Here is a 20,130-nt window from a genome sequence, read left to right as displayed (position 1 = left end):
TACAGTAGGGATAAAAAAATGATTACATCAGACCTGTTGGTTGATAGCACTGATTATACATCTTGAATTAGAGGTTTAGTTTTTTGATCTACGGGTTTAAAATCTGCCTATGAACTCTGAAAGATTCACTTCTCTATCAAGGTTTAGTTTTTTTCTGAGTCTGTAGCGTGCTATTTCTACTCCTCGTGTAGTGATATTCATCAACTGAGCAATCTCTTTGGTAGATAGACTCATTCTTAGATAGTTGGATAGTTTGACCTCCTGAGGAGACAGGTTGGCATAGGCTTGTCTGAGTCTAGTCGTAAAGTCCCCATGTACCTGATCAAAGTACTGTTGGAAGTGCTCCCATTCGTCATCGTGTGTGATACTGCGGTCAATCTTTTTGAGCATTTCTTTGAGCGAACGGGTATTGCTGTTTTTCTTGTCTTGATCCAGGATGTGCTTGATGTCATTTTTGAGACCTGTCAAAAGCTGGTTTTTATCAATCAGGTTCATGGTAGAGCTGGCGAGTTCTTTGTTCTTGGTGTTGATTTCCAATTCTAAGTTCTCGTTTTGAAGCTTCATGATTTCTGCTTTAGACTTTTCGGATAGCTCTACGATTTCATTGTCTTTTCGGATCAATTCTCTCTTTTGAGTCAGTTTCATCACTTTCTTCTCTTTGGTGTGTACTACATTTTGCGAAATCACGACAGTACTGATACTCCCGACGAATAGCACAAAATATAAGAAGTAGGCGATTTTGGTGCGGTACCAAGGAGGGTTGATACTAAAGTGGTAGCTGGCGATTTCACTTTCTATGTCATAGATGTTTTTGGCTTTGACGGTGAACTCGTATTCCCCCTCACGGAGATTGGTGTATTCCTTTTCTGTGTTTATAGTCCATGCAGACCAGTTGTCCTCGTACCCTTTGAGATAGTAGCTGTACTCAGTTTTCATGTCTTCGTCTACAAAGTTGGAGCTAAATTGAAAAAGCACGGAATTCTCACTGTAACTGTACTCGGGTAGTACAGAGGCTGGTTGACTGGAGACTACCTCACCTTTGGTCTGGAAGCTACCGTCGAAGAGGATCAAGTCATCATTGGTAGATAAAACACGTCGGATCAGTACTTTGATGGGATTTAGTAGGACGGATTGTTTTTGGGGATCGAAATGAATGAACCCTTCGTGCGCACCAAATAGTACATTGCCAAAGTCCAATACAGATATGTCTTCCAAATCATCATTCAGTTTGCTATGAATCTTGTTGAAAATCTTGGTATCAAGGCTGTAGTCATTGAATTTGTCTTTGGTCAAGAGGCCTGAAAAGTTTGAGGCGATGAAATATATATTGCCATTGGCGTCCTCTTGCATTTCACGGATATGAATTTTAGATCCAAAGATGTCTGTGAACTTCTCGTGTAGGACGAATTTGTCACCTTCTTTGTCATAGCGATAGATTCCTTCTCCAGAGCAGAATATATTCTCGTTGTTGATGCTGAAGACATTGATCAGCCGGTTGGTAGCAAAACCATTTTTTTCGCCGTAGAACCGTACTGAGTCTATTTTGCTGTAGTCTTTGGCTGGATAGATTTTAAAAACGCCTTTATAGCCATGCGTCATCCAGATAGAACCGTCCACGTTCTCAATAAAAACACGTGAAGATTCCCTAAGACCTTCGAGTAGCCCATTGCTTTCCCATTGTCCATTTTCTTTTCTATAGACTTTCATTCCTAGATAATTTCCTTCGAGGAGTAGGGAAGAGTTGTTTTGTGGTGTGATGAATTTCCATGCACCTTCTGTGGTAGAGAACTGATTGACCACTCCGTGTTCTAAAAAGGTAGCCCCATCTTCATGCCCGAGAAGGATTTTGTTTTCTAGTTCTCGAATAGAATAGATTTGACCATTCATGGGCTTGCTGGTGCTGTAGTCGTTGAGATTGTTCTGGGTTTCTTTGTTGTTATTTATGAGGTAAAGTCCATTGTTAGTACCCAAGTACAGACCGTCTTTGTTGGCATAACTGCAGTAGCCAGCTCCCTCAAGATCAAATTGCTGGCTGATGTAAGTGAAAGGAGAGGAGATTTCGATTTTGGCTAGTCCATTGTTTTGTCCTACCCACAGGTTGCCAAATTCATCTTCCATGAGACCGAAGATGGCTTTGTTGTTGAAACCTCTTTCCTTGTCTAGTTTGGCGAGAATCTCACCTTCATTACTGATGAGGAATATACCGTTGTTGCGCGTACCGATCGCAATGGTATGGTTGGATAGTGACAAGACAGTCTGGATAAAGACCGAGGTGAGCAAGCGGCTCGCGCCAACTTTCCATTTTTCAAATTTGCTCCCGTTGTAGTAGTACAAACCGTTTTCTTCGGTGCAAACTAAAAACCGATCATTGGCTAGGGGCAGAAGCCCAGCGATACGTTTGTTGATGAACCTCTCACTGCCATAGACCATGATTTGGTGGTCTTTTTCGATGTAGTACAGCCCTTTGTTTTCTTGGTAGATATAGAGTTGGTTGCCAATCACAAAAGAAGAGCCGATTTCTATATCCTGTGCTACTATAGAGACGGATCGACCATCATACTTGTAGATGTGTGTGTCTGTGCAGAAGTATATGTTTTTTTCGATCACATAGCACTTCCATACTTCTCCTATTTGCTGTTGATTGTCTGGGAGTAGGTCAGAGAGTGAGTGGTAGGTCATGAGACCCTCTTCGTTAGGAAAGAAGTAACCAAACTGATTTTGTGCACCTACATATATACTACCATTGGCGTGTAAGGATACGGATCTGACCTTCGTACCGTTGCTGACGGAGTAGATACGCCATCTGCTGCCATCATACTCTAGTAGCCCGTAGTTGTTGGCGATGTAGATGACTCCCCGCTGATCCTGTAGTAGGTCGTTGTTTTGCATTCCCGCATTGTATTGCTTGGGGAGATAGGTGGTGATGAAGGGGATCCCCTTGTAATCATCGGCGGTAGCCGAAGAGCTGAATAGAGATATGAATAACAGGATGGCGCATAGCAGTGATGTAGTCGCTTTGTTCATTGTCGGGAAAATGTAAATTAATCTTTCATGATAAATATGTGGATTATTTGCTTCAAAAGCTATTATTGACTCTCATTGATGAGTTTTTGATGTATTCTATTTTTGATGTTGATGTATTATTGTGCAGGCTCTATTTTGAAGTGCTGTGATTTAGTTTCTCATAATTGTAACCATGGATGAGGCGGGAAACCGAAAGACTTCTGACCTCTTTCCAAGAACAATTACTAAAAACTAAATTTTCTAAGCATGAAAAAAACAAGACTAATTTACGCACTCATGTCTATGATGATCATGGGCATTGTGATGATGGGATGTTCTACTGATGAAGGCGGAGAGCCAGAGGCAAAAGATCCCATCGCCAGCTTTCAGGCTGCTGTAGATGAGGTTGATTTCTTTGAAGTTTCATTTACCAACTTCTCTCAAAACGCAACAACTTACACGTGGGATTTCGGTGATGAGACTGGAACCTCTACTGAGGAAAATCCAGTATACACCTACACTGCTGGTGGAAAATATACTGTGACTTTAACAGCTGCTAACGATGCGGGTGTAGAAGCTGAATTTTCTTCGGAATTGACGATTAAAGATCCTGATGCTCAACTGACCCTTTTAGCAGGTACTACTTCTAAAACTTGGAAATTGTTAAGAGATGGTGCATCGCTAGGAATTGGCCCTGATGAAGCGACTTGGTATTCTTGGTGGGCAATGGTTAACGATGGTTCTAGAAACTGCTTGTATGATGATGAATTCATATTCAGCAGAGATGGCCAATTTGAATACAATGGAAATGGTACTTTTTGGGGAGAGGCTGATTATTATGCTGATTCTGATAAGGCGGATTTAAATGAGACCTGTTTCGAAGAGTCTGTTGCGAACATGACCGTAGATGGTGTTGATTATAGCTCTTGGATGTCGTCTGACACACATAGTTATGAGTACAATTCTACAGAAGGAAGTATAACACTGACTGGTTCTGGAGCATGGATGGGATTATATAAGTTAGGAACTACTGAATACAATATTAAAGGCGTAGTTCCTCCAGCTAGTACTTCATTTTCTGCTACGCTGATGGATGGTGAAGAGAGTGGTGTAGATACACTGCATGTTGGTTTTCAGTATGATGGTCAATATTGGAAAGCAATCTATGTGAGTTATGAAAACCCTGCAGATGAGCCCGATCTACTAACTGAAGCACCAGTTTTTGGTGAAGATTTAGCAGATATTAGTCCAGCAACCATGTCACATTCTTTTGCATCGGCGACTGATTTTGTAGAGTTAGGTGCTATTGCTGGTAATTCGTTGATCACTGTCGGCGCAGATGACCCTGCTGACGCATCGGCAGCTAAAGTAGGTCAGTTCGACCGTGTAGCAGAAGATTATCAAGAGGCACAGTTGATGACGAGTCCTGATGCTAAGGATATCCAGTTCGATAACTTGACGACCATTTCATTAGAGGTCTACTTACCAAGCTCAAACGACTACTCTACTACTTTAACTAAAGTTGTAGAACTAGGAATAGCGGACCAAAGTGCTACTCAAGAATGGTGGAATGCGATTTACAAGTATACTTCAGATGAATTGGAACTTGACACTTGGGTTACTTTGACCTATCAGATTGATACGCCAACTGCTGCTCCAGCAGAGGGGACTTCTCCCAAAGATCGTACGGACCTTGATATGTTCTACATCAACATAGGTGGTGCGGGACATAGTGTAGCAGGTACATTCTATGTGAGGAATTTGAAATTCGAATAAGAACCTTTTCATAATACTCAGCAGTGTACGCGCGCGTACACTGCTTCATTTCTTATTTCAATCCGATGATGAAATTCTACATACCGATATTGATCGCTTTCTTATTTTTAATTTCCTGTGAAGAAGAATCTGGAGAGATAGATACTTCCAACCCTTCTAATCTAGTGATAGACGTCACCGTCTCCGAAGATGGGTCTGGCCAAGTAGATATCGTGGCTACTGGCGACAATGTGACACAGTATCACTATTACATGGGAGAAGATCCAGAGTCATTCGAGTTTAGCGTGGATGGCAAATTGACTTATACTTATTCCACTTTTGGTATCTATGAGATTGAGGTTAGAGCCTACGGAGAATCTGGTCGCTATGTCAGCAAAAGCGAAGAAGTTAATATTCAGGTAGGTGACCAAGGAGGCCCTATTGATTTGGAAGATGGATATTCGACTCCTACGAGTTATGAGGGAATGGATCTGGTCTGGCATGACGAATTCAATGGCAACAAACTCAATACCGCAGACTGGAGTTACGAAACAGGTACAGGTAGCAATGGCTGGGGTAACAACGAACTTCAGTATTATCGTCAAGAAAACGCGACGGTTGGCGAAGGTGTTTTAACCATCACAGCGAAAAAGGAATCATTTCAGGGTAGAGAATATACCTCGTCTAGATTGGTGACAGCCAAGAAGCAAGAGTTCACCTACGGGAGAGTTGACATTAGAGCTTTGTTGCCCAAAGGACAAGGTCTGTGGCCGGCACTATGGATGCTAGGCGCCAATTATCAGACTGTCACTTGGCCGGCCTGTGGGGAGATCGACATCATGGAGTTGGTCGGTGGCACGGACAGAGATGATGAAGTTCACGGGACTGTCCACTGGGAGCATGGAGGCAACTATGCCAGCTATGGCAAAGGGACCAAACTGTCATCTGGGGTTTTTGCAGACGAGTACCATGTCTTTTCGATCGTATGGGATGAGAGCAAAATCACTTGGTATGTCGATGATAAGCAGTTCAATGTAATTGATACCACGTCAGATGAACTGAGTGAGTTTCACAAGGATTATTTCTTCATCATGAACATCGCAGTGGGTGGCAATTGGCCAGGAAGTCCGGACGCTACTACTACATTCCCACAGACGATGAAGGTGGATTATATCAGGATGTTTCAAAACAACTAAGGGAAATGAACAGAATCAATAGCCTTGTGTTATTAAGTCTCATTTGTTTGGGATCCTGTCTATCAGCTACAGATGACAAGGATAAAAAGTACAGTACACTGGTCTGGTCGGATGAGTTTGATTACTCAGGCGTGCCTGATACGACCAAATGGACTTATGATTTAGGTGATGGTTGTCCCAACAATTGTGGATGGGGCAATAATGAATTGCAGCAATACACGAGTGATGCAGCCAATGCCTATGTCGAAGATGGCAAACTGATCATTGTGTTGCGTCAGGATAGTGAAATAGATAGTCTATTCACTTCAGCGCGACTTTTATCTACGGGCAACAAGGGTTGGAAATATGGTCGCTTTGAGTTCAGGGCTAAACTACCTTCAGCGCTGGGGACTTGGTCTGCACTATGGATGCTCCCGAGCGAATGGATATATGGAGGCTGGCCACACAGTGGTGAAATCGACATCATGGAAAATGTCGGTTACGATCCAGATAGTGTGGTGTCAGCAACACATACCGGTATGTATAATGGTGCGCAAGGGACGCAAAAGCACACGGCGATAGCGGTACCAGATTGTGATACTGCTTTTCACAATTACATCTTGGAATGGGACGAAGATGAGTACAGAGTCTATGTGGATGAGAATCTATTTTTTACCTATCAAAACGAAAACAAGTCATCGGCGCAGTGGCCTTATGACCAGCGTTTTCGCTTGCTGATGAACATAGCCTTTGGGGGCAACTGGGGAGGTTTGAAGGGGATAGACCCGACAGCACTGCCAGTCAAAATGGAAGTGGATTATGTAAGAGTATATCAATGAGAATTGATTGCCAAAACAAAATATGAAAGACATGAATAAACGTATACAAAAATATTTAGCAGTGCTGCTGATGACCTTGGTGGCGTCTCAGGTATTCGCTCAAACGAGTATCACAGGGGTGGTCAAGGACGAAATCAACGGGGAGACAATTCCTGGAGCGACAGTCATCGTGAAGGGTACGACCAACGGGACTGTGACAGACCTAGACGGACGTTATACTTTGAATATTTCAGATGCAGCAGAGGCTGTTATTATTTCCTTCGTGGGATATGAAGTGATGGAGTTACCGATCAACGGACGCAGCGTGATCGATGCAAGTCTAGCAGTCTCCATGACCGAGCTGACCGAAGTAGTCGTGATCGGCTATGGTACGCAGAGCAAAAAAGTAGTTACTGGTGCTATTGCCAGTGTGTCTGCCAAACAGATAGAATCTACACCTATTCTACGAGTGGAGCAAGCGCTCCAAGGTAGAACCGCAGGGGTGCAAGTGACCAACCTCTCAGGTCAGCCTGGAGATGCACCTACCGTGAGGATCAGAGGTGCAGGTACTACTGGAGATGCTAACCCGATCTATGTCGTAGACGGCATGGTAGTCGGAGGGATCGACTACCTCAACCCAGGAGATATCGAAAGTATGGATGTGCTAAAGGATGCAGCATCTGCTGCCATCTATGGAGCCAGAGCTGCCAATGGTGTCGTACTGATTACGACCAAATCTGGTGTAAAGGGACAAATGAATGTTACCTATTCGGGCTACTACGGTATCCAAAATGCCGCCAAGAAAATCGACATGCTCAATGCCGAAGAGTATAGAATGATGCAAAACGAAGGAGCTAGAAACGGTGGACTAGATGAGCCATTCGACTTGGCACAGTTGCCTGCACATGATACAGATTGGCAGGAAGAGATGTTTACTAAAAATGCACCAATAAGTAATCACCAAATTCAAATTTCAGGTGGGTCAGAGAAGTCATCATTTACGACTTCCATATCAGCCTTTTCTCAGCAAGGGATCATCGGAGGAGAAAAATCACAGTTCGATAGATATACTGCGAGATTTAACTCTCGTCAGCAGGTGACATCATGGCTTGATTTCGGGAATAACTTGGCCTATACCCGCAAAACAACGAGAGGAATTTCGAGTAATACTTCTTTTGGTGGCGCGTATAGTTCTGCTTTGAATATTGATCCTTTGACTCCTGTCACGGAGCAAGATCCAGATATTTTGTCTCAGAGTCCATATTCTAGCGAACCTGTACTCTACGCTGACAATGGTTTTCCGTATGGAATATCTACCAACGTAGGGTCAGAAATAGTAAATCCGCTAGCACTGATAGACAATCAGCATGGTGAGTGGAACGAAGATAAGCTCGTAGGTGGAGTCTTTGCAGAGTTTCAACCGATCAAAGGATTGAAAATCAGAACGGCCTATTCTATCGATTTGGCGATAGGAATTAACAGTAATTTTACGCCCATATTTTATCTCAACGGGTCACAGGGCAATCTGGAAAGAACCAGTGTGACTAAGGAAGCGCAGAGATGGTTTAATTGGCAATGGGACAATACCATTACCTATTCTAAGAAGCTCGGAGATCACAATTTTGCTGTGCTAGTAGGTACCTCTGCACAGGAGAGAACCTATGAAAATATAGGTGGATCGAAAGACAAGGCACCTTTGCTAGATTATGATCATGTGTACATCGATCAAGCACAAGATACAGTCGCTAATGCATGGGGTGGTGCTACCGAAGATGCACTGTCTTCTTATTTTGGTAGAGTTACCTATGACTTCAAAGACAGATATTCCTTTACGGCTATTTTGAGAAGAGATGGTTCTAGCAAGTTTGGTGACAACAACAAGTATGGCTATTTCCCTTCGTTAGGTGTGGCGTGGGTGCTGAGCGACGAGGCATTTATGCAGAGTTTGGGGCCGATCAATCTATTGAAATTCCGTGCTTCATGGGGGATCAACGGTAACGAATCTATTCCTAGATTCCGTTACGCTTCACCGATGAATTATACACGTGGATATACGCTCGGTAGTGGTTATACAGTAGGGGCTTCTCCCGCCTATGCGGCCAATGCCGATATTCAGTGGGAGGAATCTAATCAGATAGATTTGGCGATTGATTTTGGACTCTTGGACAACCGACTAACAGGTACGGTAGATGTCTACAATAAGACGACCAACAAACTTCTTTACAATCCTGCTATTCAGCCACATGCAGGTATCGGTGCTCCCTACCAAAACGTAGGTTCGGTAGAAAACAAAGGGATAGAGATGTCTTTGAATTTCAGAAATGCAGCTGGAGAATTGAGCTACTCCATTGGTGCTAATGCGACCTACAACAAAAATACGATGACCAAGATTGACGGGACGGGTAACGCCAACATCCCAGGAGCGAGTTGGGCAGTGGCAGGACCAGTGACCAACACGATCGAAGGAGAGCCGATCTCTTATTTCTATGGATATAAGACTGATGGTATATTTCAAAGCAACGCAGAAGTATTTCAGCACATAGGGCCAGGGGGTGAGCCACTCCAGTCTCAGGCTGTACCAGGGGATGTTCGTTTTGTGGATTTGAATAATGATGGCGTTATCGATGACAAAGACAGAACCAACATTGGTAACCCGACACCAGATTGGACTTTTGGGCTCAATGGTTCATTGGATTTCAAAGGGATTGATTTCTCCTTCTTGTTTACGGGGTCTTTGGGCAATGATATTTTTGCGGGACAGCAGAGACGTGACTTGCGCTATACCAACATGCCTACAGATATGTTGGATAGATGGACACCTGAAAACCCAAGCACGAGCACGCCGAGGTTCACATGGACGGATACCAATAATAACAACAGAGTTTCTGATTTGTACATCGAAGATGGATCGTATCTGAGGTTGAAAAACATCCAATTAGGCTACACGCTACCAAATAGTATTTTGGACAGAATAGGTGCCAACACTTGGAGATTCTATGTGTCTGCCGAGAACGTCATTACGCTGACTAACTATAGTGGTGCAGATCCAGAGATCGGTGCGATCAGTGCATTTGATATCGCGATCGATAGAGGTGTCTATCCACAGGCGAGAACCTTCAGAGTGGGTACATCCATTACATTTTAAGGCTAAAAGAATTTGAATTATGAAAACATATAATAAATATATTTTATCGCTGTTGGCTTCATTCATGCTATTGAGTTGTTCGGATGATTTCTTGGATCGACCAGATTTGATCAACCCAGATTCTCAAAATTTTTACCAAACTGAGACAGATGCCATGCAAGCATTGATGTCAGTATATGACGGGATACAGTCACAGGCTCATGCGACGACCTGGGCGCCAGTACTTACGGTCTCTGACGTGTTGTCAGACCATGCTTTTGCAGGTGGGAGTGATGCCAACGATGGATTCAATTATCAGCAGCTCAATACCTTCAATACCCCTGCAGAGAATCCTCAAACAGGCACTATATGGAAGAAAAACTATGTAGGTGTATATAGAGCCAACCTCTTTTTGGAGAAAATAGAAGGCATAGATGCCAGTGATGATTTCAAAGCGAGAACATCTGCAGAAGCTAAATTTTGTCGGGCTTACTCTTACTTTGAGTTGTTGAGGTTTTTTGAGAATATTCCTTTTATGACCGAAACTGTAAAAGGCTCTGATTATAACATGCCTCAAGCAGACCCAGAGGTGGTGTACAATCAGGTCGCGCTTGATTTGTACGAGGCTAGTCAGGATTTGCCAGAGGTAATTGCTGCTGACGAAACGGGACGGTTGAGCAAATGGGCTGCAAAATCTTTGTTGGCAAGAGTATTCTTGTTTTACAATGGAGTCTATGGCAAAGATTTGATTGCAGGTGATGTGACTTTAAACAAAGCAGCGGTTTTGGCTGAACTAGAAGATGTCATCGCCAACAGTGGGCACGACTTGCTAGATGATTACGCCATGTTGTTTAGGTTGGAGTCAGAGTATAGTATAGAGTCCGTGTTTGAGATTGGTTATGGAGATTCACCTGGATGGGGAGACTGGGGATACATCCCTGGAGGGGAAGGTAACCTAGCGGCTCAGTTACAGGGACCACGTGCTGGAGGTGGAGGTGACTGGAATAGAGGTTGGTCTTATGCACCTGTTTCGTACAAAGTCGTAGAGGCTTTTGATCCAGCGGATGTTCGGTTGGAAGCTACGATTCTCAACGAGTCAGAAATTAATACGACGGTGGATCATGGTTTTCAGCACACGACTTATTTTTCTCAGAAGTACACTTCGGACAAGGAGCACTGGGGTACGGATGGTTCGTTGGAGCTGAACAGAAAGACGAACTTTAGAGTGATTCGTTTTGCTGATGTCTTGCTCATGGCAGCAGAATTGGGGAGCCCCAATGCACAAGATTATCTCGATAGAGTGAGAACGCGTGCTGGCGTACCGTCGATACCTGCCACCGCTGACAACATCTACAACGAACGTTCATTGGAGCTGGCCTTGGAGGGGTTGAGGTATTTTGATCTGCTCCGAAAAGGATTGACCTACGCAGAGTCCGAATTGACACAGGTGGGAGAGCGCGGACCATTATACGAAGGTGAGCAAGTTAACTTCGATGTAACCTTTGATGTTGCAACGAGAGGATTTTTACCGATCCCGCAAGATGCATTGGATTTATCCAATGGCAACTTCACACAGAACGACGGGTACTAAAAAATTGTAGCTCGTTTTATTCATACTTAGAAGGAGGCACTGCCTCCTTTTTTTTATCCTATTCTACCATGAACTATTTGAAAAAAGTCAATTCATTATACCTCCTATTGTCGTTACTGATTGTCGGTCTATCTTATACCTCGTCACAAGCCCAAGTCATCTTGAGGGACACTACGGTGACCTGGCAGCATCATAGTTATGCCTTGAATCCTGACTATAGTATGGATACATGGACTACTGACAATACGGATATCGAAGAGGTTTCCTTTTCGGGAGCAAAAGTCATCGAAAATGACCTCATCCGATTGGTCGTCGTGCCAGAGTATGGCGCACGAGTCCTGTCTCATTATTACAAGCCTACGCAGCACGAGTACCTCTATCAGAGCGAATGCGGTTCTCCTTATGGAATGAATGCTGGCAATTTCTACTATGATTGGCTGATGGTGTGGGGAGGGATTTTCCCGACCTTTCCAGAGCCAGAGCACGGCAAGGCTTGGCTCGTGCCGTGGGACTATTCGGTGGTGAAAAATACCACTGATACCGTCACGATCCAGATGCAATACACCGACGAGAGGAGTTTTGACGGTGCACCGGGAGGGTTCAACAACGGTACGACCAACATCACTTGTGTCGTAGAAGTAAGCGTCTACAGTCATAGTGCGTCGTGGGATTTTGATGTCAAACTCATTAACAACGAGGCGGAAAGTGTGAACTACGAGTATTGGACATGTACCACCCTAACTCCCGGTTCTGAGGTGGGAAAGACCGCTTCACCGCTCAATTCCGAAATGATCATTCCGTCCGAAGAGTACTTTGCCGCCTGGAGCCCTGGTGCATGGATCGGCAACTACAACACTCACTATGCGATGAGCGACATTGCTTACCTCGATGATTGGGTGGACATGGGGATCGCTTATGCTGCGGATTTCAAGGCCAACTATTGGGGCGTCATCAATCATGAAAATGAGGAGGGAATCATGCGCATCTCGGACAACCAAGAGACACCAGGTGTGAAACTCTGGACATGGGGGAGAAACAATGTGGACAACAATATGTTTGATTTCAACAATGGGGGAGCAGATAACTACATCGAATTGTGGGCGGGTGCTTCTGAATCCTTTTTTACGGATGAGACCCTCAGTGCCAACGAACAAAAGAGTTGGAAGGAAAGCTACTGTGCCACCGTCGGTATGACGGGCATAGATGCCATGGATTATCATGCGGCGTTGCATCTCCTGTGGAACGAAGCGTCGCAAAGCTTAGGGTATGAGCTCAATACTTTTCAGTCCGATGCGGTATATACGTTGGTTTTGTCGTTGGATAACCCTTCTGGATTTACGGTAGAAAAGGAGATTGCTTTTGATGCCCTCGGTCAAACAGCTGATTATGATTTGACAGCTGAGGATATCTCAGCGGGTTATTATATGGCTAGTCTTGAATTGCGTAATACAGAAGATGAAGTGATCCTGTCTAGTGCCAGAGAAATCTATGTTGGGACGGTACTGCATGCTGATATAGCTGGCCCAGATTTGAATCAAATGGCTATTCATGCCTTGGGTAATCAGCGTATCATGGCACAAATGACAGAACCTGGACATTATGCGTATCAAGTCTACAATCTCAATGGGCAAACGGTGCAACAGGCACAAGTAGACGATAGTCAGATCGATATCCAGCTATCAGAGGCAGGTATCTATCTGCTGCGTGTAGCAGACGGTCATTCGGTAGTCACCCGAAAAATAGCGGTACGCTAATAAGCGTAAACCGCAATACTGAACCTGACAGGTTTTACTCATTGGATGGTGAAATCTGTCAGGTTTTTTTATCTATAGCAAGGCTTTTAACTCATCTACACCTGCTGATTGTTGGGGAGAAAAATCTGTAGAGTTCATATAGTTCAACATCGCTTGGTATAGCTGTGCAGCCTCGGGTTGGTCGATGATTCTTTCAAGATCAGACATGCATACCAGTAACTTGCCTTCTCCTACTTTGAATTCAAAGATTAAGCCCAATTTATGGTTTCGTTCGAGGTTGTCCACTACTTGGACGATTGGTTTGTAGTGGGCTGAGGTACTATCCAAGAAAAGTGACCGGCTGGCTTTGATGATCGAAAACCACTGCCAGTTGGTGTGGTAGTCCGTGGGGAATGACCGGAATAGTGGATGTTCTGGATCCATACATAACCCCAGTGTACCTGGAGAAACGGTTTTTTTGACCCACTCGCTGATCCCTTTGAACATGCCATAGTTCCAAAACTCAGGAGGAAAATGCCCCGCAACACTTTTGTCTTTGAGGCCTTCCGATTGTGGAAAAAGTAAAACGTTCTGTCCGGCCTCCAATCGGTCTAGGGTTGCTTGGTTTAGACTTTTCGAAACGAATACTTTCTCTATATTGTCCTCTAATTCTATACTTGGATACACCCAGAGATCATATTGATTGCTATAGGTCGTGCCAGCGATGGAGGCATGCAGAGTGAGCTGTTTTGCTGTCTCGATCTCCGACAGATGTATGGCAATAGAACCGATAGTGTTTAGTCGACCGTTTGGTATTTCTTGCTGATCAAAGTGGCCTTCTTGGATCACATTTCCTTTTTTGTCCACCAATCGCCAGAGGATATCTCCAGTGAGGGTTTGGTTGCTGTAGTTGGCGATTTTTAGTTGAGACTCGAATGTTTCTGTATTGGTCCATACATATTTGGGAAACTCCATGAGTAGGACTACATTATTGCAGGACTGTAGCCACTGTTCACGGCTGACGACTTCTTTGTCATCCATAAATGCGTCCAAAACCCCCACCAAGGCAGTTCCTTGCCCTGGGAAATCTTGCAAGTCCAACAGTTGAAAACCAGCCATTTGTTCCGTGCGCAGAGCGGCTTCCATTTCAGCTTTGTAGCAGAGGGCAGACCATGCTCCTGTAGCTTTTTGGAAGAGACTGTCTTGATCGAGCATACCTGCCTTTTTCAATCTTTCTTGGAATACTTCCAGGTTCCAAGCGCGTAGTACTCCCGTGTATTTTTTGATCTCTTGGTAGTCAGGGTAGATCTGGTATTGCCCGATTTCGTGACTGACCAAGGGCATATCTGTTTGGGAGATAGGGTAATCAAAGTTGGTCTCGGTGTTAGGTTTTTTGGTGTTGAGACTACCACCTCCCCGCGAATCTGCAAAGGCGTGCGTCAACCGGGTGTGGGTCATTGTAGTGTCTCCATCAGAGGGAGTGCGTGATGCCACAAAGAAGTCCGAGCTTTTGGTGGGAGGCATGTAGCCAATGTTGTTGTTAGACCCAAAGGTGTACAAAGGCCTAGAATCAAATGCTTTGAGTGCGACGATGTTACGTTCGGCACGATCGTGTCCACTCCATATCTCATTGCCATGGGAGAGCATTACAAAAGAGGGGTGATTGGCATAGCTTCGGAGCATGGCCAACCCTTCTTCTCGAAGCATCATCGCCACGGTATCAGATTCTAGCCCTCCCCAGAAAGGGAGTTCGACTTGCAAATAAATCCCTGTCTGATCCGCAGCAGTAAAAGCCGCTTCTGGGGGGCAGTAGGAGTGAAATCGATAGTGGTTGATGCCATAGGATTTGGAGATTTCGTAGACACGTATCCAACTGTCGACATCCATCGGTACATGTCCTGTCAGTGGAAATACCCCTGCTTCGTGTTTCCCGCGAAGGAAAGTCGTCTTACCGTTGATTTGAAATTGCTTAGCGACTGCTTCGAAGCTCCTCATACCAAAGGGCACGCTCATTATATCTATGGTTTCGTCGGTAGAAGAGATCGTCGCGGTGAGATGATATACCGGTTGGTTGTACTCGTCCCATAGCTGTACTTGGTCACCAAGCACGTAGCTGAGTTGTACCACGGAATCACCAGAATGAATGGTTTTTTGAGGGGTTAAATTGGTTACATTTTCACCATCCAAAGTGATACTCAACTCGATCGTCAACGATGGGTTGGTTGTAGGTTTTTTAACCTTTAGCTTCACATCTATACTTTGATGGGTGAGGTCAGGGTATACCTGTAGATCTGCGATATGTGTAGTAGGGAGGGAGGCGATGTGCATCTGTCCTAGGAAACCATTCCAGTTGGTCTGGGTGTCATCGGAGTAGATATGTACGTGACCGTATGGCGTCAGTGTCAGGCTATTGTCCACGCGCACGGTGATATGGTGTTCACCGGGTGTTAGCAGGCTTGTCGCATCAAATCGCTGTGGAGACTGGAGGAGTATGGACTCACCGAGGTAAGTAGAGTCTATCCATACTTGCGAAGGTTTGCTACGCTCCCAGTAGAGCTGTAGCTGTCTTTGGTCAAAAGTAGGAGGTATGATGACCTTTTTGCGATACCAAGCAGCTCCTTCGTATTTGTATAAGCGACTGAGGTGCATGGTCGTCGTATCACGATTGAGCCAGCCCTTTTGATTAGAATCTGTAGTGCCGGGTAGGCTAATTGAATCAGCCAACTGTCTCAAGTACCATTTTTCTTCAATCCCAATATCCGCTGTGTCAAGAGCAAATTCCCATTGTCCAGATAGGTCAATATAGTCACGTGTAGCAACGGTCTCTGGCTGACAAGCCAGTAGAGGAAGTAGGGCTAGTATGAGGTATATGCTTTTGGTCATGAGGAGTATTACTTATGGTTTGCGATGAGTTTTGGGTGTGTAGGTTTATACTTCTCCAAAGTAAGTTTAAAAACACGAGGTGTAGCAAGGTGAAAATGCACCGAGAGCATAGTCTCAAGTTGCCTCAGAGGGTGCATCCTAAATGAGTGAGCAAAAACCTATTTTTTTCTTAGTGAAAGTCATTTGTGTACTATTAGGCTAGAATTATACACCCTAGGTGATGGTATCAGCCTAGTGGGGTGATTCTTGCGAATTACCTGCCCACCCCATATTAAAGTAACATCGGGTAGTGTAGCAGTGTTACATCCGTCTCTTTATGACCTTCATAATGCCCCTAGACATCTTGTAGAATCCGTCCACGCTCAATGTGAAATCCTTCACGGATGTTTCAGCTGTAGTATGACAATCTTGCATATAGGATTAATCCCAATCATAAAGACGATATCAGATGAATAATGAGCAAGACAAACAGCATACAAAGAAGAGATACTTTCTATTGATGGAGGTCTCGATGGGTGTTGCGATTGTTGGGCTGATTTATTTCTTATTGAAGCTGTTGATTGACATCTAGTCAAAGGGATTAAACTAGCAGGTGAGAAATGATTATTTAAACTAAAGCTGAATGAGAGAAACAAATACTTAAAATGCGGTGGCATGACACGAAAAGGACTCTTGACTGAGTCAAACCAATAAGGTTCATGGAGTAAAGTTTCTGTGAATTTAATTCAAACAAAAATACGTGCTGGTTCATAACACGATCGGCATAAGACTTATTAATTACTATTTATACTAAAAAAAGCATGTTTATGAAAGACGTTTACAAAAGACGTAAGGCATGGATGATCGGAGGGTTTAAGACCCCTGCAGTCCTGCTTATAGTTTTCTGCGTGGTACTGCTAGGAGCATCCCCAGCTTTGGCGCAGGAGGTGAAAGTTTCCGGCAAGATTACCGCCGGTGATACAGGAGATGAATTACCTGGTGTGACGGTAGTTCAGAAAGGCACGACGAATGGTACGATTACCAACGTGAATGGAGACTATTCGGTCAGTGTGTCTTCAGATGCGGTACTTGTTTTTTCATATCTCGGATATGAGAGCAAGGAAGTTGCGATTTCGGGTAGATCTACTATTGATGTAGCGATGGATATTAATGCAGAGGAGTTGGAAGAGGTGGTCGTTGTAGGGTACGGTGAGATGAGAAAGGCCGATCTAACCTCTGCGCAAACTTCTATTTCCTCTCAGGAAATCGATCGTACTGTGAATACGACTATTGATCAGGCAATCGCGGGTAGATCTGCGGGTGTACTGGTGACACAGAATACGGGCGCACCAGGTGGAGGTATCTCTGTGAACATTAGAGGGCTTAGTACCTTAGGGGGTAGTAACGAACCTCTCTATGTGATCGATGGAGTACAAATACAAGGGAGTAATTCACTGAGTGGAGTTAACCCATTGTCTTCTTTGAACCCTGCTGATGTGGAAAGTATCGAGATTCTTCAAGGTCCATCAGCTACTGCTGTATTTGGTTCTAGAGGTACCAATGGTGTTGTGATGATTACGACCAAAAGAGGAAAGGCGGGTAATGCTAAAATTACTTATGGCTACAGTTACAGTCTTCAAACCCCTCCAGAAAATCAGGATGTGATGAATTTGAGACAATATGCTCAAATGGAGAATGATTACAAAGACTTGGTTGGAGGTGATGTGAGAGAAGATTTCTTAGATCCTTCTATTTTGGGAGAAGGTACTGACTGGCAGTCTGAGTTGTTTAATTCTGCAGCCATACAGAAGCACCAAATAGGTATCAGTGGTGGAGATGAGAAAAGTTCCTACTACATTTCTGGTGAGCGGTTTATGCAAGAGGGTGTTGCTGTAGGGTCTGGTTTTGAAAGGACTTCTATGAGAGTCAATTTAGATACCAAGCCAAGGGACTGGTTTTCTGTGGGTGTTAACCTCAACCTAACGCAGACAGATGAAGAAATTGCTTCTACTCAGGGCAATTTGATTTCTAATGGTCTTCGATTAGCACCTCAAATTCCTGTTACCAATATCGATGGAAGCTATGGAGGTGGAAACTTAGATAATAATGCAGAGCAATTTGCTCCAGTTAACCCTGTCGCTTTGGGTAATATGATTACCAATGAGCGTATGGAAAGGAAGTTAATTGGTGGGGTCAATGTGAAATTCCAAATCATTGATGGCTTGGAACTTCGTTCTAGCATCAATACCAACATGGGCTTCCAAGCATCTACTTATTACAGACCAACGTATGAGTTTGGCTGGCAAGTAAATGACTTGGCGCAGTTGACCAACAATCATAACTACAATACATGGTGGAATTGGAACCAAACACTCCAATACACCAAGCAACTGGGTAAGCACCATGTGAACGCTATGGTGACACACGAGGCTCAGTCGTCTTATTGGAAGAATGTAGGTGCGTCCAGACAAGGCTTTAGTACCAATACCCTATTTGATTTAGAAGCAGGTAACCCCGAACTATCTTCCAACTCTGGTCAACAGGCTGATTGGGCTCAGGACTCTTATTTGGGAAGGGTGAATTACAATTATAATGATCGTTATATCATTACTGCGGCATTTAGAGCAGATGGTTCTTCTAACTTCGGCCCTGAAAACAAATGGGGATATTTTCCATCTGTTTCAGCGGCATGGAGAGTGTCCGAAGAGGCGTTTTTTAACGTGAACTTCATCTCTGATTTGAGATTCAGATATGAGATTGGTCTGACGGGTAACCAAGGGAATGCGGGGCCTATATATGCAGGTATGTCATCAGCGATTCCTACAGATTTAGGTACTGGTTTCCGACCAGCGTCTTATCCTAACCCTGACTATCAGTGGGAGCAAACACAGACGGATAACTACGGAGTTACGCTTGGACTTTTTGGTAGTCGCATCCAGTTAGATGTAGATTATTTTATAAGAAGTACAGACAACCTTATCCTACAAGCAGCTTTGCCTTCTTACATGGGGACCAATGGAGCAGCATCTGTAACAGCACCAACAGTTAACATAGGATCGTTACAGAACAAGGGCTGGGCTATTAGCCTCAATACCATCAACATTGACAACAATGGCTTCAAATGGGAGTCTAATTTTAATGTAACGAGCGTTGATACAGAAATCACCGCGTTGAGTGCTGGAGCTACCCATATCACCCGTAGAGGAGAAGATTGGTTTCTAAAAGGCTTTGCACAGCGCTCTGTGATAGGAGAGTCCCCTTGGAGGTTTTTTGGCTATGAGGAAGAAGGGATTTTCGAAAGTGTAGAAGATATCGAAGCGAGTGCAATACCTGTTGATAACAATGGAGACCGACTATCAGTTGCAGAAGATGGTGTTTGGGTTGGAGATGTCAAGTACAAAGATCAGCTCACGGAAGATACTGATGGAGATGGCGTAGCGGATGCCAGTGATGGCATCATCGATGAAAAAGATATGACTTTCATTGGCAATCCTCTTCCAGAGTTTTATGGTGGGTTTACCAATACTTTTTCTTACAAAGGGTTGAGTTTGAGTGTGCTGTTGATTGGGAGCTATGGAAACGATGTTTACAATTATTTGCGCTTCCAAAACAGCAATCCTAATAACATCAATTTGGGACAAAATATGGTTGTCGATGCGATGAATTATGCTAGAGTAGGAGTCGATGAGGCGGGAAATCCAGCTTTGGAAAATCCAGGTACCAATGTAGCAAGATTGACTAGCTCAAGTGCTAACGGTAACTATGATAGATTGACAGATAAATATGTTGAGGATGGTTCTTACATCAGAGTGAAAAACATTAGTCTCTCGTATGTACTGCCTTCATCATTGATAGACAGACAGCGCGTGATTAGAAATGTCACTTTGGGTGTGAGTGCACAAAACGTCTACACCTTCACCAAGTACAGTGGGTATGATCCAGAAGTAGGAACTTTTGTTGGAGATAGTGGAGGAGTAGGTGCTGCTTCGGGCTTTATGGGCGTTGACTATGGTAGATATCCATTGACTCCTGTCTACTCATTTAGCGTAGGACTTGAATTCTAAAACGA

9 protein-coding genes are annotated in these 20,130 nt (G+C 44.1%); 7 read left to right on the top strand and 2 right to left on the bottom strand.

The genetic code is table 11. The annotated features are described in order from the left end of the window. Positions 1–96: 96 nt before the first annotated feature. A complete protein-coding gene (locus BUB99_RS09980) occupies positions 97–3,024 on the bottom strand; it encodes a triple tyrosine motif-containing protein (RefSeq protein WP_073122083.1) in 2,928 nt (975 codons plus the stop codon). A 246-nt stretch (positions 3,025–3,270) separates the two neighbouring features. Here BUB99_RS09980 and BUB99_RS09975 point away from each other — a divergent pair, with 246 nt between their 5' ends. The 6 genes from BUB99_RS09975 to BUB99_RS09950 all read left to right on the top strand — a co-directional run bounded on the left by BUB99_RS09975 (position 3,271) and on the right by BUB99_RS09950 (position 13,220). Continuing rightward, on the top strand, positions 3,271–4,779 hold the full coding sequence (locus BUB99_RS09975) for a PKD domain-containing protein (RefSeq protein WP_073122081.1): 1,509 nt from the start codon (positions 3,271–3,273) through the stop codon (positions 4,777–4,779). Positions 4,780–4,844: 65 nt separating this feature from the next. Further along, positions 4,845–5,954 (top strand): glycoside hydrolase family 16 protein, encoded by a 1,110-nt coding sequence (locus BUB99_RS09970; protein ID WP_073122079.1) that lies wholly within the window; start codon positions 4,845–4,847, stop codon positions 5,952–5,954. A gap of 5 nt (positions 5,955–5,959) precedes the next feature. Further along, complete coding sequence (locus BUB99_RS09965; RefSeq protein ID WP_073122077.1) at positions 5,960–6,772, top strand: glycoside hydrolase family 16 protein; 813 nt, start codon at positions 5,960–5,962, stop codon at positions 6,770–6,772. Between the two features lie 31 nt (positions 6,773–6,803). Continuing rightward, positions 6,804–9,896, top strand: coding sequence for a SusC/RagA family TonB-linked outer membrane protein (locus tag BUB99_RS09960; protein ID WP_170863773.1), 3,093 nt, complete (start codon positions 6,804–6,806; stop codon positions 9,894–9,896). Between the two features lie 19 nt (positions 9,897–9,915). After that, positions 9,916–11,466 (top strand): RagB/SusD family nutrient uptake outer membrane protein, encoded by a 1,551-nt coding sequence (locus BUB99_RS09955; protein WP_073122073.1) that lies wholly within the window; start codon positions 9,916–9,918, stop codon positions 11,464–11,466. A gap of 68 nt (positions 11,467–11,534) precedes the next feature. Further along, positions 11,535–13,220, top strand: coding sequence for a DUF5107 domain-containing protein (locus BUB99_RS09950; RefSeq protein WP_073122070.1), 1,686 nt, complete (start codon positions 11,535–11,537; stop codon positions 13,218–13,220). A 72-nt stretch (positions 13,221–13,292) separates the two neighbouring features. On the opposite strand, the gene BUB99_RS09945 is transcribed toward BUB99_RS09950, so the two are convergent. Continuing rightward, positions 13,293–16,082: a sugar-binding domain-containing protein gene (locus BUB99_RS09945; RefSeq protein WP_073122069.1), complete on the bottom strand. Its 2,790-nt coding sequence runs from the start codon at positions 16,080–16,082 to the stop codon at positions 13,293–13,295. A gap of 806 nt (positions 16,083–16,888) precedes the next feature. Here BUB99_RS09945 and BUB99_RS09940 point away from each other — a divergent pair. After that, the gene (locus BUB99_RS09940; protein WP_245816822.1) at positions 16,889–20,125 is read left to right on the top strand and encodes a SusC/RagA family TonB-linked outer membrane protein; all 3,237 of its coding nucleotides are present in this window, start codon (positions 16,889–16,891) and stop codon (positions 20,123–20,125) included. Positions 20,126–20,130 lie beyond the last annotated feature (5 nt).

The sequence above is a fragment of the Reichenbachiella agariperforans genome (genome assembly GCF_900142205.1).
Classification (GTDB): domain Bacteria; phylum Bacteroidota; class Bacteroidia; order Cytophagales; family Cyclobacteriaceae; genus Reichenbachiella; species Reichenbachiella agariperforans.
This window is presented reverse-complemented; position numbering and strand designations above follow the sequence as displayed.

Bases quoted from the DNA above. Each gene is read 5' to 3' on its own strand.
- BUB99_RS09960 (WP_170863773.1), top strand. From the start codon at position 6,804: ATGAATAAACGTATACAAAAATATTTAGCAGTGCTGCTGATGACCTTG.
- BUB99_RS09970 (WP_073122079.1), top strand. From the start codon at position 4,845: ATGATGAAATTCTACATACCGATATTGATCGCTTTCTTATTTTTAATT.
- BUB99_RS09940 (WP_245816822.1), top strand. From the start codon at position 16,889: ATGAAAGACGTTTACAAAAGACGTAAGGCATGGATGATCGGAGGGTTT.
- BUB99_RS09975 (WP_073122081.1), top strand. From the start codon at position 3,271: ATGAAAAAAACAAGACTAATTTACGCACTCATGTCTATGATGATCATG.
- BUB99_RS09945 (WP_073122069.1), bottom strand. From the start codon at position 16,082: ATGACCAAAAGCATATACCTCATACTAGCCCTACTTCCTCTACTGGCT.
- BUB99_RS09950 (WP_073122070.1), top strand. From the start codon at position 11,535: ATGAACTATTTGAAAAAAGTCAATTCATTATACCTCCTATTGTCGTTA.
- BUB99_RS09980 (WP_073122083.1), bottom strand. From the start codon at position 3,024: ATGAACAAAGCGACTACATCACTGCTATGCGCCATCCTGTTATTCATA.
- BUB99_RS09965 (WP_073122077.1), top strand. From the start codon at position 5,960: ATGAACAGAATCAATAGCCTTGTGTTATTAAGTCTCATTTGTTTGGGA.
- BUB99_RS09955 (WP_073122073.1), top strand. From the start codon at position 9,916: ATGAAAACATATAATAAATATATTTTATCGCTGTTGGCTTCATTCATG.